At 66.1% G+C, this 13,281-nt stretch carries 11 protein-coding genes; 2 read left to right on the top strand and 9 right to left on the bottom strand.

The genetic code is table 11. The features are described 5' to 3' along the window. Nucleotides 1–24: 24 nt before the first annotated feature. The 4 genes from ACGYLO_RS08230 to ACGYLO_RS08215 all read right to left on the bottom strand — a co-directional run bounded on the left by ACGYLO_RS08230 (nucleotide 25) and on the right by ACGYLO_RS08215 (nucleotide 4,125). Nucleotides 25–831 (bottom strand): ABC transporter permease, encoded by an 807-nt coding sequence (locus tag ACGYLO_RS08230; RefSeq protein ID WP_271689059.1) that lies wholly within the window; start codon nucleotides 829–831, stop codon nucleotides 25–27. Then, the gene (locus tag ACGYLO_RS08225) at nucleotides 824–1,591 is read right to left on the bottom strand and encodes an ABC transporter ATP-binding protein (RefSeq protein WP_271689058.1); all 768 of its coding nucleotides are present in this window, start codon (nucleotides 1,589–1,591) and stop codon (nucleotides 824–826) included. The genes ACGYLO_RS08230 and ACGYLO_RS08225 overlap by 8 nt, the downstream gene beginning before the upstream one ends. An 81-nt stretch (nucleotides 1,592–1,672) precedes the next feature. Next, nucleotides 1,673–2,932, bottom strand: coding sequence for a sodium:proton antiporter (locus ACGYLO_RS08220; RefSeq protein ID WP_271689057.1), 1,260 nt, complete (start codon nucleotides 2,930–2,932; stop codon nucleotides 1,673–1,675). A gap of 173 nt (nucleotides 2,933–3,105) precedes the next feature. Next, nucleotides 3,106–4,125, bottom strand: coding sequence for an ABC transporter substrate-binding protein (locus tag ACGYLO_RS08215; protein WP_271689056.1), 1,020 nt, complete (start codon nucleotides 4,123–4,125; stop codon nucleotides 3,106–3,108). 123 nt (nucleotides 4,126–4,248) lie between these two features. Here ACGYLO_RS08215 and ACGYLO_RS08210 point away from each other — a divergent pair, with 123 nt between their 5' ends. Then, a complete protein-coding gene (locus tag ACGYLO_RS08210) occupies nucleotides 4,249–7,455 on the top strand; it encodes a 4Fe-4S double cluster binding domain-containing protein (RefSeq protein WP_271689055.1) in 3,207 nt (1,068 codons plus the stop codon). A 65-nt stretch (nucleotides 7,456–7,520) separates the two neighbouring features. Further along, entirely contained in the window at nucleotides 7,521–8,210 is a 690-nt protein-coding gene (rpe, locus tag ACGYLO_RS08205) for a ribulose-phosphate 3-epimerase (protein ID WP_271689053.1), read from the top strand. A gap of 33 nt (nucleotides 8,211–8,243) precedes the next feature. Here rpe and ACGYLO_RS08200 read toward each other — a convergent pair whose 3' ends face one another. From ACGYLO_RS08200 to ACGYLO_RS08180, 5 genes are read right to left on the bottom strand one after another with little or no spacing between them, the layout of a single operon-like run. Next, the gene (locus ACGYLO_RS08200; RefSeq protein ID WP_271689052.1) at nucleotides 8,244–9,743 is read right to left on the bottom strand and encodes a class I adenylate-forming enzyme family protein; all 1,500 of its coding nucleotides are present in this window, start codon (nucleotides 9,741–9,743) and stop codon (nucleotides 8,244–8,246) included. 53 nt (nucleotides 9,744–9,796) lie between these two features. Continuing rightward, a complete protein-coding gene (locus tag ACGYLO_RS08195; RefSeq protein ID WP_271689051.1) occupies nucleotides 9,797–10,564 on the bottom strand; it encodes an oxepin-CoA hydrolase, alternative type in 768 nt (255 codons plus the stop codon). Further along, complete coding sequence (locus ACGYLO_RS08190) at nucleotides 10,561–10,968, bottom strand: PaaI family thioesterase (protein ID WP_271689050.1); 408 nt, start codon at nucleotides 10,966–10,968, stop codon at nucleotides 10,561–10,563. The genes ACGYLO_RS08195 and ACGYLO_RS08190 overlap by 4 nt, the downstream gene beginning before the upstream one ends. Then, a complete protein-coding gene (locus ACGYLO_RS08185) occupies nucleotides 10,949–12,082 on the bottom strand; it encodes an acyl-CoA dehydrogenase family protein (RefSeq protein WP_271689049.1) in 1,134 nt (377 codons plus the stop codon). The genes ACGYLO_RS08190 and ACGYLO_RS08185 overlap by 20 nt, the downstream gene beginning before the upstream one ends. Further along, on the bottom strand, nucleotides 12,079–13,278 hold the full coding sequence (locus ACGYLO_RS08180; RefSeq protein ID WP_271689048.1) for an acyl-CoA dehydrogenase family protein: 1,200 nt from the start codon (nucleotides 13,276–13,278) through the stop codon (nucleotides 12,079–12,081). Before ACGYLO_RS08180 ends, ACGYLO_RS08185 begins: the two co-directional genes overlap by 4 nt. Between the last annotated feature and the right edge of the window lie 3 nt (nucleotides 13,279–13,281).

Here is a 13,281-nt window from a genome sequence, read left to right as displayed (position 1 = left end):
CGCGGGCAGGCGCTGGCCCTTGTGTTAGACCCGCCAGCGCAACACGCGCCGCTCCACAAAGGCCACAGCCGCAGAGACCGCCACGCCCAGCAACGACAGGATCACCACGCCCGCGAAAAGCCGCTCCAGATCATACAAGCTCCCCGCCTGCAGGATATACGCCCCAATCCCATATTCCGCGCCCAGCATCTCTGCCGCCACCAGCAGGATAATCGCGATCGTCAGCGAAATCCGCAGCCCAGAAAGGATCCCCGGCATCGCGCCGGGCACCACGATCTTGGACACGATCGACCACCAGCCAAGCCCGAAACTCTGCCCCATGCGGATCAGCACCCGGTCAACGTTGTCGACCGCCGCATAGGTCGCCACCACCGTGGGCGTGAAGGTGCCAAAGGCGATCAGCGCGTATTTGCTGGCCTCGTCGATGCCGAACCAGATGACAAAGAGCGGCAGCAGCGCGATCTTGGGGATCGGGAAGATCGCCGCCACCAGCGGCACCAACCCCGCGCGGACCAGAGAGAACAACCCGATCAACACGCCAATGCCGATGCCCAATGAGGCACCGATCAGCGCGCCCACCGCCAGACGGGTCAGCGAGGGGCCGAGGTGTTTGAACAGCATCCCCGACTGATAAAGCTCTTGAAAGGTCAGCAAGACATCGCTGGGCCGCGGCAGGGTCAGGGGTGAGATGAAACCGCTGCGCGTGCCCCATTCCGCCAGCAGGATCAGCACCACAAAGACCGCAAGCCCCACGCCGCGCCGCGTGCCGGGCTGGAAGCCGCCGCCGCGAAAGATGACCTCGCGGGCATTCACATCCGTCATTTCAGCCATCGATCAACTCCGCATCCGCCGCCGCGGCCTCATCACGCATCAAGCCCCAAAGGTGCTGTTGCTGCGCCTCCAATACCGGATCGCCGTGGCGCCGCTCGGCCAGCGGCATGTCCAACTCCACCACCTCGCGCAGCTCGCCCGGACGGCGCGACAGGACGACGATCTTATGCCCCAGCCGCACGGCCTCGGCGAGGTTGTGGGTCACATAGACCGCCGTGAAAGGCTGGCGCGTCCAGAGCGCCACGAGGTCATCCATCAGCAATTCGCGGGTCTGGCTGTCGAGCGCGCTCAGCGGCTCATCCATCAGCATCACGGCAGGGTTCACAGCCAGCGCTCGGGCAATCGCCACCCGCTGTTTCATCCCGCCCGACAACTGCTTGGGCAGCGCATCGGCGAAATCGGTCAACTTGGTCCGCGCCAAGACATCGGCGATGATCGCCTCGCGCCGCGCCTTGCCCAGCCCATGCCCCTCCAGCACCAGCGCCACATTGCCGCGCACGCTGCGCCAAGGCAGCAGGGCGAAGTCCTGAAAAATATAGGTCAGCGGGTTCAGACAGCCCGCCGGCGCATCGCCCATTTGCAACACCCGGCCTTCGCTGGGGCGTTCCAACCCGCCCAGCATCCGCAGCAAAGTGGACTTGCCACAACCCGACGGGCCGACGATGCAGACGATCTGGCCGGAGGGAATGTCGAGCGTGATGTCACGCAACACTTGGGTTTCGCCATAGTAATGGCTGACGGAGGAAAGCTTGAGATCCATGCCGCCCTTTTTCAGCAAAAACGCCCCGCGCGCAATGTGCGATCCGCATGCGGGCGCGACCGCCCTGCCACGCGGGGTCGGTTAGGAGGGCGGCTCCCCCTTGCCGCGCAGCCCGTCCACCGCGATCCCGGCGGTGAACCCATGCACCAAGGTCGACAGAAGGATGGCAAAACCCACCATCGCCCACAGCGGCTCCTCGTCCAGAAACTCGACCTTCCCCGCCGCATAGGCGAGGTAATAGATCGACCCGATCCCCCGTATCCCATAGAGCGCGATAACCCAGCGGGGGCGCGTCTCAAGCGGCGTGCCCATAAGCGACAGCCACCCCGCCAAGGGGCGCACGACAAAGATCAGCGCCAGCACGATCACCGCGCCTGCAAGGGTCAGATCGCTCAGCAAGGCAGGCATCACCGCGCCGATCGCCACCAGCAAAAGCGCCGTCAGCGCGTGTTCGACAGCGGCGGTGAAGTCATGCAAACGGCGGTGGAATGCGTGATCCGCCTCGACCCGCCGGATCACCAGACCGGCCATTGCCACGGCGATAAAGCCATAGCCCTCGGCCAATTCGGTGGTGCCATAGCACAACAGCACCCCCGCCAAGGCCACCACCCCTGAAGAGGTTTCGGCCAGCACCGCATTACGAGGCACTGCAAACAGAACCTGCCCCAAGGCCCAGCCCCCCGCAGCCCCCATGGCGGCCCCCACGGCGATGCGCCAAAAGACATCGCGCGCCAGCCATTCCACGCCCCAAGAGGCCGGGGCCAACCCCTCGGCCGCGACCAGAATACCAAGGTAGACGAAAGGAAAAGCCAAACCGTCATTCAGCGCCGCCTCGGTGGTCAGGGCGAAACGCACCGGATGCTCGCCGCCCTCATGCGGTGGACCAACCTGCACATCGGCGGCCAAAACCGGATCAGTGGGCGCCATCACCGCCCCCAAGAGGATCGCGCCCGCCGCAGTCATCCCCGCAAAGGCCCAGCCCATCAGCGCGACCGACAGGATCGTCAACGGCATGGTCAGCGCCAGCAACCGCGCCGTCGGCCCCCAGCGGGACCAATCCGAAAGCCGGTCAATCCTTAGCCCCGTCGCGAAAAGCGCGACGATGACGCAAAGCTCCGAGACGACCTCCCATGGGAAGGGCATCGCGCGGGGGTCGGGGAATGTCGGCATGCCGGGGACAAGGGCGAAAACCCCCATGCCCAAAAGGATCAACAACCCCGAGGCCGCAGGCTCACGACGGCTGAAAAAACGGGGCAGCCAATGGGCAAGGATGACCACCGCCCCCACGGCCCCCAATGCGAAATGATAGCCGTTCAGGGCGAAAAAACTGCCGTCGCTCACTGCCGATTCCCGTTTTCTGCTCAGGGGCTTGGCCCCGTCTCAGCATCATAGGTATCTTGGCGCGGCGGCATTGCCAGTCATGCGGGGCGGAAATCCCCTTGCAAGCCCGAAAGCAAAAGGCGCGCCCCTGGCGAGCGCGCCTTGCACAGTGTAGCTATTAAAGGAGAGGGCGTTCAGCTGCCCGCCGTTTCGACATAAGAGGTGTCGATCAGCGTCTCCAAAGTGATGTCGGCATCGACCAACCCTTCGGATTGGAACCACTCCAACTGATCGCGGACCGAGGCGACGTTCAGCTTGGCCCCTTCGTTCAGGCGCATGGTGCCGTTGATGATCGAAGGCGCGGCTTTGTCGCGCGGGCGGTCGGTGTAGACATATTTGTGGATCAGATCGACCATCTCATCCACGCCCGCATCGCCGCCTTCCTTGGCGATCATCGCCGCGTTGTAATCGGCGACACCTTTGGAATAACCGGCGAGGAAATTCTTGGTCATCTCCTGCTCATCCGTGGCGTTTTTGGTCGAGGTGAAGACCGTGGTCACCTGATAATCCGGCAGATAGGTCGCCACATCGCCGATGATATGCACGGCACCCGACCCGGCCAGCGGCTTGGCGATATGCGGCACGATCGACCATGCGTCGATCTGGCCCGACTTCAGCGCGCCGATCACCGCGCCGACCTTTTGCAGCGGCTTGAACTTGAGGTCGATCCCCTCAGCCGCGGCCATTTTGGAACCCATGTAGTGGAAGGACGACCCCGCCTGCGTCATGCCAAAGCTCTTGCCGTCCAACATGCCCGGCGCAGTGATGCCCGCCTGATAGGCCGCGTCGGAGACGAGGAACTTTTGCCCGTCGATGCCCTGCTCTTCTTGCAGGCCGCCGCCGATCACCTTGACCGCGCCCTTTTGCGCCAGCGACACCAGCCCGCCGGAAATCGCGGTGATCGCATAGTCCACATCGCCGCTGGCAATCGCCACAGCCATCGGCTGCGCGGCCTCGAAAAAGCGCAGTTCGACATCCAGACCGGCCTCTTTGAAATAGTCCCGTTCAAAGCCGACAAAGCTGCCCGCGTGGCTGGTGAAACGCAGCGCGCCCAGGGTGATCTTGCGGTTCTGCGCCAGTGCCGGTGCCGCCAGCCCCACAGCCGTTGCGGCGCCCAAAGTTGCGATGGCCTGACGGCGGGTGAACAGGGTCATGGTCTTACTCCTCCAATTTTGCCGCAGCATGGTCGGCGGCTGCGCAAAAAGTCAAGCGAGAGCAGTGTTTACCGATACAACCAAGGCTAGCATATCATCCCAAAGCGTGGCATCGATTTGCCCATGAAGCTCTTTTCGTCCAAGACCCGCCCCATGCATCTCGGCCCCTTTCCGCTGGAACGGCTGCGCCGGTTACAGGCACCGCATGACCGGCTGCCCAAGACGCCCGAGCCGGAACTGCGGTTCGAGCGGCCCGAGACGCCGCAGAGCATCTGCAACGCCATGGCCCCCTTTCAGGCGATGATGGACGTGCTGCGCGACGGGCCGGTCAACAGGGCGGGCGCGGTGATCCCCGACAGCCCGCAGGAGCGGGCCAACCATCTGAAATCCTTTGGCTATTACAACGATGCCTCGATGATGGGCGTCTGCGCCCTGCCGCGCGAGGCGCGGCTGCCCCACCCGCGCCGCAGCCAAGGCACCGCCCAATTGGCCGAAGGTCTGCGCAGCCGACAGACCAAGACGCTGGCCGCGGGCGTCGATGTGATCATGGCCAACCTGCGCGACGCCGTGGATGCGCCAGAAACCCCGATCGACGGCCACAGTCATGCGCTGGTGATCCTCACCGCCTACCCCCGCGACCCGCGCGCGGGCGAGCCGGGCAGCGACTGGATCATGGACGCGCAAGCCGAGCGCGCCTGCCTGCGCGGCACCGAGAACGCCACCGTGCTTGCCGAATACATCCGGCAACTGGGCTTTGCGGCCAAGGTGCATTCGGCCACCACCTCCGACGTGAACCTCGGCCAACTGGCCGTGGCGGCGGGGCTGGCTGTGATGGAGGACGGCAGCCTGCAAGCGCCATGGATCGGCCCGCGCTTCGGCCTCGCGGTGGTGACGACCGACATGGCCCTCGCGCCCGACATGCCGCTCGCCCCGCTGGCCGAACAGCCGTGGTCGGTGCTGAAGGGGCCGCATTGGCAGTTGGGCACCCACGGCGGCGTCAGCGCCCGCGACGTCGACCCTTACGCCCGGCGCGATTATGCCATGGGGCCGCATCCTTTCGAGACGTTGAAGAGGGTCGAGGAGCCCACGACCTATATCGACGCCGCCAATGTCCCGCGTGTGCCGAAACGCGGTGACCTTTTTGCGCGCGGGCAGTTCGGCGACATGGGGCCGAAGGTGCAAAACGCCATGAAGGGCGGGCATCACGTGATCAAATCCGCCCCCTCCGCCGCGCAACGCCGCCTGCTGGGCGCGCTGATCCTGCTGCAGGACGGGCCGGTGAACGAAGGCGCCCCCGAGGCCGGGGATGCCGCCCGCAATGCGGCGAACCTCAAGGCGGCGAGCTATTTCCTCGGCGCCGATGCCGCGGGCCTCTCGGCCTGCCCGGACTGGACATGGTACAGCCACGATGCCACCGGCACCCCGATCACCCCGCCGCATGACCAGGCGCTGAGCCTGATCATCGACCAGGGGTATGACACGATGGAAGGCTCCTCGGGCGACGATTGGATCGCCGTGTCGCAATCCATGCGCGCCTATCTGCGGTTCTCGATGCTCGGTGGCGTGCTGGCGCAGCACCTGCGCAACCTCGGCCATGCCGCCAAGGCCCATACGGTGATGGACGGCGACGTGCTGCAACCGCCGCTTCTGTTATTGGCGGGCTTGGGGGAGGTCAGCCGCATCGGGGAGGTGATCCTGAACCCCTTCCTCGGCCCGCGGCTGAAATCCGGCGTGGTCACCACCACCCTGCCCGTCGCCCACGACAAGCCCATCGACTTCGGCCTGCAGAAATTCTGCGAGGCCTGCAACAAATGCGCCCGCGAATGCCCCTCCGGCGCGATCACCGCGGGGCCGAAGAAGATGTTCAACGGCTACGAGATTTGGAAATCCGACAGCCAGAAATGCGCCACCTACCGGATCACCAACCAAGGCGGCGCCATGTGCGGGCGCTGCATGAAGACCTGCCCGTGGAACCTCGAAGGGCTCTTTGCCGAAGCGCCCTTCCGCTGGGCCGCCTCGAACATCCCCGCCGCCGCACCGCTCTTGGCCAAGCTCGACGACAAGGTCGGCAAAGGACGTCTGAACCCGGTGAAGAAATGGTGGTGGGACATCGAACGCAAGCCGTCGGGCCAGTTCGATACCCCCGCGCAACCCGTGAACGCGCGCGACCTGCAACCGGAACTGGACCTCAAGTTCGAGGACCAGACGCTGGCCGTCTACCCCGCCCCGCTGGCCCCGCATCCCTGGCCCTATCCCGACCCGATGAACCGCGAAGCCGGGATCAAGGCCCATGCCGCGCTGATCAGCGCCGACGAACATCGCCGCAAGACCGCCGCCGGAGAGACCGATCACCTGCATCTTTACGCGGTCGGCAGCGACACGCCGGTGCTCGACCTGCGCATCACCGCCGTTGAGGAATTGAACGCCACTACCCGGCTCTACGACATCGCCCATCCCGAAGGCCACGGTTTACCCGCATGGACCGCAGGCGCGCATCTCGACCTCGTGGTGGCGCCGGAATACCTGCGCCCCTATTCGCTCTTGGGCGACCCCAAAGACCGTAGCCGCTACCGTATCGCGGTGCTGCGCGAGGACGAAGGCCGCGGCGGCTCGGCGCTGTTGCACCGAGTCTTTACCCAAGGGCGGCGCATCTTCGTGGGCAAGCCGGTGAACCATTTCGAACTGGTCGAAGGCGCGTCGCACAGCCTGCTAATGGGCGGCGGCATCGGCATCACGCCAATGATCGCCTTCGCCCACCGGCTGCATGCGCTCGGGCGGCCTTTCGACCTGCATTACTCCGCCTCCACCCGCGAGGCCGCAGCCTTTGCCGGGGAGCTCGCTCAGGCCGCTTGGGCCGACCGTGTGCATCTGCACATCAGCGCCGAGGACACCCGCGCCGACCTGCCCGCGATCATGGCCCGCGCGCCCGAGGGCACCCATGTCTACACCTGCGGGGCGGACGCCTATATGCAATCGGTCATGGCCGCTGCCGAGGGCGCAGGCATCCCCGAAGAGGCGCGGCATCTTGAATACTTCTCGACCCCCGAGGTGCCGGATTACGAGAACCACCCCTTCACGCTGAAGCTCTCCTCGGGCCGCGAGATCGACGTCGGGGCCGAGGAGACCGCCGCCGAGGCGCTGATCGCGGCGGGGGTGCCGGTGGACCTGAAATGCTCCGACGGCATCTGTGGCGTCTGCAAATGCGGGTTGCGCGGCGGCGAGGTGGAGCACCGCGACTTCGTGCTCTCGGCCAAGCAACGCGAGGGGGCGATCATCCTCTGCCAGTCCCGCGCAGCGCAGCCCGGCGGGGTGCTGGAGCTCGACCTCTAGCCCTCTTTCCCCGGGGGCGGTCAGCCGCTATGAGGGGCCAACCCTGGTAACAAAGGCCTGCCCCCATGACTTTCGACCGTTCGATCAAGATCGCCCCCTCCATCCTCGCCGCCGATTTCGCCAATTTCGGCGCCGAATGCGAAGCCATCGAAGCCCAAGGCGCCGACTGGGTGCATGTGGATGTGATGGACGGGCATTTCGTGCCCAACATCACCTTCGGCCCCGCCACCTGCGCGGCGATCCGGCCCCATATCAAGGGCGTGATGGACGTGCATCTGATGATCGCCCCGGTCGACTCCTATATCGAAGCCTTCGCCAAGGCGGGCGCCGATTTCATTACCGCCCATGTGGAGGCCACGCCCCATATCCACCGCACCCTGCAAGCGATCCGCGGCGCGGGTGCCAAGGCGGGCGTGGCGCTGAACCCCGGCACGCCGGCGAGCGCGGTGGCCGAGATCCTCGACATGGTCGATCTGGTCTGCGTGATGACCGTGAACCCCGGTTTCGGCGGGCAGAAGTTCATCGACATGACCGCCAAGATCCGCGAGTTGCGCAGCATGATCGGCGACCGGCCCGTGCATATCGAGATCGACGGCGGCGTCGATCCCAAGACCGCGCCGCTGGTGGCCGAGGCCGGGGCCGATGTGCTGGTGGCGGGTTCCGCCGTCTTCAAGGGCGGCTCGGTCAGCGATCCGGCACCCTACGGCGAGAACATCCGCGCGATCCGCGCCGCTGCCGAAGGCACCTACGTCTGATGGAGATGCGGGGCGCTTCTGCGCCCCGCCCTGTCACGCCAGTTGATCGGCAAAGGCCGTCAGCAAGCGGTGCTTCAGGATCTTGCCCGTGGGTGCGGCGGGCAAATCGGTCGCCACGATGATCTGCGCGGGGCGTTTGTAGCCGGTGAGCCGTTCCTTGACGAAACCGCGCAACTCCTCTGCCGTGACATGGTCGCCCGCTGCGACCTGCACGAAGGCCAACACCTCTTCATCGCCCTCGCGCCGCCGTCCGACCACCGCCGATTGCACCACGCGCGGGTGATCGTTCAACGCGGCTTCCACCTCGGGCGGGTAGACGTTGAAACCGCCGTGGATGATCAACTCTTTTGAGCGTCCGAGGATGTGCAGCCGCCCCTCCTCATCGAGCTTGCCCAAATCGCCGGTGTGCAGCCAGCCTTCGGCGTCGATGGCTTTGTCGGTCTCGGTCGGGTTGCGGTAATAGCCCTTCATCACATGCGGGCCGCGCACCAGCACCTCGCCCTCTCCCGCGCCATTGCCGCCGGGGGCTTGGTCGTCGATCTTGCACTCGGTGCCCGGCGTCACCGGCCCGACGGATGTATCGGGGGAGCCAAGCGCATTGGTCGTGGCCGAGGCGCCCGAGCAGGTCTCGGTCATGCCGAAACCGTTTTGCAGGGGCAGTTCGTAGAAAGCCTCGGCCTTGCGCTTCCACGCCGGGTCGAGCGGCGCACCGCCGGAGGAGACATAGCGCAGGGTCGGGCTTTCCAGTTTCGGCATCCCGCGCTCGCGCGAGTATTGCATGACCAGCGCGTGCATCTGCGGCACCGCAGGCAGGATCGTGACGTCCTCATGGGTCGCAGCATGAAGTTTCGCGGCGGAAAAGCGGCTCTCCTGCCGCACCTTCGCGCCCGCGCTGACGGCGGCCATCAGGACCGAGACGAGGCCGAAGACATGGGTCATCGGCAAGACGCCATAGACCACATCCCCCGGCACCATCTGCCGCAAATCGGCAGAGGCACGGGCGCCGAAGCGCAGGTTGGAATGGGTCAGCATCACGCCCTTGGGATCGCCCGTGGTGCCGGTGGTATAAAGCAACACCGCCACGTCATGCAGATCGGCATCCGGGCTGCTGGGCTGTGGCGTGGCCAGATGCAAGCTGCCGAAATCGCCCGCAATCTCGCGTGCGTCCAGCCGCGCTGCATGGGCCGCCGCCTCGGGCGAGACCTCGCAGGTCAGCAGAACCGCCGCCGGGGTGGCGTGGTTGATGATGCGGGTGACCTCGGCCTCGCTCTGGCGGGCGTTGATGGGGATCGCCACGGCGTCCAACTCCCACGCGGCATAGAGCCCGGCCACAGCGGAAACGCAGTTTTCCACCATCAACAGCACGCGGTCGCCCGCCTGCACCCCCGCGGCCCGCAACTCCGCCGCCAAAGCCCGACGCGCGCGGTCCAGATCGGCAAAGCTCCAAGCCGCGCCGCTGGCGTCGCTCAGCGCTGGTGCCTCTGGGCGGGTCGCCAATTGCTCAGCTAGAAAATCCTGTACCCTGGCATTCATGGGTGTCTCCTCCTGCCTAATAGCGGCCCCCTCCTCCGGCAGCCGCCGCCCGGCTAGAACCGGGGCTTTCGTTTCTCCAAAAAGGCCGCGATGCCCTCGGCGGCTTCGTCGCCGCCCGCGGCGCGGGCCATGGCGTTGCGCTCGGCGTCGAGCTGCGCGGCCTCGTCGGTCTCATAGGCCTGCCCGACCAAGGCCCGGATCGTGCCCTGCGCCGCGCGCGGGCCCGCGGCCAGCGTGTCGGCCAGCATCAGCGCCTCGTCGAGCGCGCGACCGTTGGGGCAGATGCGGTTCACCGCGCCCAGTTCGGCAAAGCGCATGGCCATGACCGGGCGGCCCAGCAGGCACATCTCCATCGCCAAGGGGCGCGGCAGGAGCCGTGCGAGTGACGCCGTCAGCCCCGCATCGGGCACAAGCCCGGCCTTGACGTAGGCGGCGGTGAACTGCGCGTCCTCGCAGGCCACGATCATGTCGCAGGCCAGTGCCAGCGACAGGCCCGCGCCCGCGGCACCGCCTTCGACGGCGGCGAGGACGGGCACCGGGCAGGCGCGGATCGACCGCACCAGATCATGCAGCGCATCGACCCGCTCGCGGCGGACCTCCTCGGTCAGCTTGCGGCGTTCGATGAGCACGTTGAGGTCGCCCCCGGCGCAGAAGAACCGCCCCTCGGAGGTCAGGATCACCGCGCGGATGCGCGGCTCCTCGGCCAGTCGCATCGCCTCGGCAATCGCGTCGTAAAGCGCGGGCGTGAGCGCGCCGCGTTTTTCGGCGTTGCCGTTCCAGACGATCAACCGGTCGCCCCGGTCCTCGACGCGTGCAGTCATGTCTTGGCCCTCTTGAATACGCCGGTGGCGCGCGACAGCAGGCGGCCTTCGGCATCGTGCAACTGCGCCTCGGCGTAGAGAATCTTGAAGCCCCCGCCGGTGACGCGCCCCGTGGCGACAATCTGCCCCTCGCGGACCGCGCCGATGTAGTCGGTGGTCAGCGAGAGCGTCAGCATCGGCACGAAAGGCCCGCTCATCGCGCAGTGCCGCGCGCAGGCGAAACCGGCGGCAACGTCAAGCATCAGCGTATGCAGCCCGCCGTGCAGCACGCCCGAAACATTCAGGTGCTGCGGGCCGAGGTCGAGCGTCACGCGGGTGCTGCCATCGGGGTTCGACAGGTCGGGGGTAAACCCGATCAGCTGCTGAACCCCGCTGGTCGGTGCATCATGCGGCGGATAGTGCAATGAACCGCTCCAGATGATGGTCGACGTCACCAAAGCGGTGGTCCGCCATGGTGATGCGCTTGGCGATATGCGCCAGTTCGTACTCCTGCGTCATGGCGATGCCGCCATGCATCTGGATCGTGTCCTCCGAGACCAGACGGCCAACGCGGCCCATCAGGTTCTTCGCCGCCGAGACGTGACGCTCGCGGCTGGCGCGGTCGTCTTCCAGATGGCCCGCCGCGTTGATCACCGCCGAGCGCGCCTGTTCGAGGTCGATGAGCAGGTCCGCCATGCGGTGCGCCAGCGCCTGAAAGCTGCCGATCGGGCGGCCGAACTGCTTGCGGGTGCCGAGGTATTCGCGCGTGAGGGTGCAGGCGGTCTCCATCGCGCCGAGTGTCTCGGCACAAAGCGCAGCGGTGGCCTTGGCGGTGCGGGTCTCGATCGCCTCAAATGCCTTGCCCGCCGCGCCCAGACGGGCGCTTTCCGGCAGGGTCACGTCATCCAGCGTTACCTCGGCGGCGCGGCCACCGGCCAAGAGCGCGTAGCCGGTCACGGTCAGCCCCTTGGCATCGGCGGGCACGAGGAACAGCGAGATGCCGTCGCGGTCCCCTGCCTCCCCGCTTTCGCGGGCGGAGACGACGAGCATGTCGGCGGCCTCGGCATTCGCCACCACGGCCTTGCGACCGCTGAGCACGATCTGGTCGCCGTTTTGCGTGGCCGAAGTGGTGACGCGCTCGAGGTCATAGCGGCTGCCCGGTTCGCCATGGGCGAAGGCGAGTTGCAGCGCGCCGCCGATCAGCTGCTCAATATGCTCTTGCTGTTCTTCGGTGCCGAGATCGGCGATCAGCCCGCCGGCCAGCACGGCGCTGTCCAGAAGCGGCTCGACCACGCCAGCGCGGCCCAACTCCTCGAAAACCACGGCGAGGTCGAAACCGGCACCGCCGAAACCGCCCTGCTCTTCTGTGAAGAGCGCACCGATCACGCCCAGTTCGGCCAGACCTTCCCAGATCTCGGTCGAATAGCCGGTCTCGCTTTCAAGGATGCGGTTGCGTGTTTCGGTGTCGTATTTGTCGCGCAGGAACCGCCGCAGGCTGTCCTGCAACATCTGGCGTTCTTCGGTCAGGTCGAAATTCATTTGCCACCTCCCAGCATGGTCTTGGCGATGATCCCACGCTGGATCTCGTTGGAGCCGCCGAAGATCGACAGCTTGCGGTTGTTGAAATATTGCGCGGCCACGGGGCCCGCGTCATTGGGATCGGGCAGCGCGTCGTTGCTGCCTGCCACCGCTTCGGAGGCAAAGGGCATAGCGTAGACCCCGGCGGCGCGACGCGCCAGATCGTTGATCTCCTGCCGGATGATCGTGCCTTTGACCTTCAGCATGGAGCTTTCCACGCCCGGCGCCTGCCCTGCGGCGGCTTTCGAGATGATCCGCAGGTTGGTCGTCGCCATCGCCATCAGGTCGATCTCGGCCTGTGCCACGCGGGCGGCGAAATGCGGGTTCTCGATCAGCGGACGGCCCCCGGCCATCTCGGAGCGGGCGATGCGTTTGACGGCCTGAAGACCGGCTTGGGAGAAGCCCACGCCCGCAATGTTGGTGCGCTCATGGGTAAGAAGGTACTTGGCGTAGGTCCAGCCCTTGTTCTCCTCGCCCACGAGGTTTTCGGCGGGCACTTTCACGTTGTCGAAGAAGACCTCGTTCACCTCGGCGCCGCCATCCAGCAGGATGATCGGGCGCACGGTGATGCCGGGGGTTTCCATGTCGATCAGCAGGAAGGAGATGCCCTCTTGCTGCTTCACCTCCTTGTTCGTCCGCACGAGGCAGAAGATCATGTTGGCGTGCTGGCCCAGCGTGGTCCATGTCTTCTGACCGTTGACGATGTAGTGGTCACCGTCCTTCACCGCGGTGGTCTTCAGCGAGGCGAGGTCGGACCCGGCGCCCGGCTCGGAATAGCCCTGACACCACCAGTCCTCACCCGAAAGAATCCGCGGCAGCCAGTAGTCCTGCTGCTCTTTCGAGCCGAATTTCTGCAGCACCGGGGCCAGCATCGACAGGCCAAAAGGCACGATGCGCGGCGCGTGGTGCGCGGCGGCCTCTTCCTCGAAGATATGGCGCTGCACGGCGTTCCACGCGGCCCCGCCGAACTCTTTCGGCCAGTTGGTGGCAAGCCAGCCCTGCTCGTTCAGGATCGCGTGCCAGCGTTCGTGGTCGTCCTTGGTCAGCTCCTGCCCACGGCGCACCTTTTCGGAGAGTTCCTTGGGCAGTTTCTCGGCGAGGAATTGACGCACCTCCTCGCGGAAGGCGCGTTCTTCGTCTGTATAGCTCAGGTCCATGTC

It is taken from the genome of Sulfitobacter sp. 1A13353 (assembly GCF_043557255.1).
Taxonomy (GTDB): domain Bacteria; phylum Pseudomonadota; class Alphaproteobacteria; order Rhodobacterales; family Rhodobacteraceae; genus Sulfitobacter; species Sulfitobacter faviae.
The sequence above is the reverse complement of the archived record's forward strand: the minus strand, read 5'-3'. Positions and strand labels throughout refer to the sequence as shown.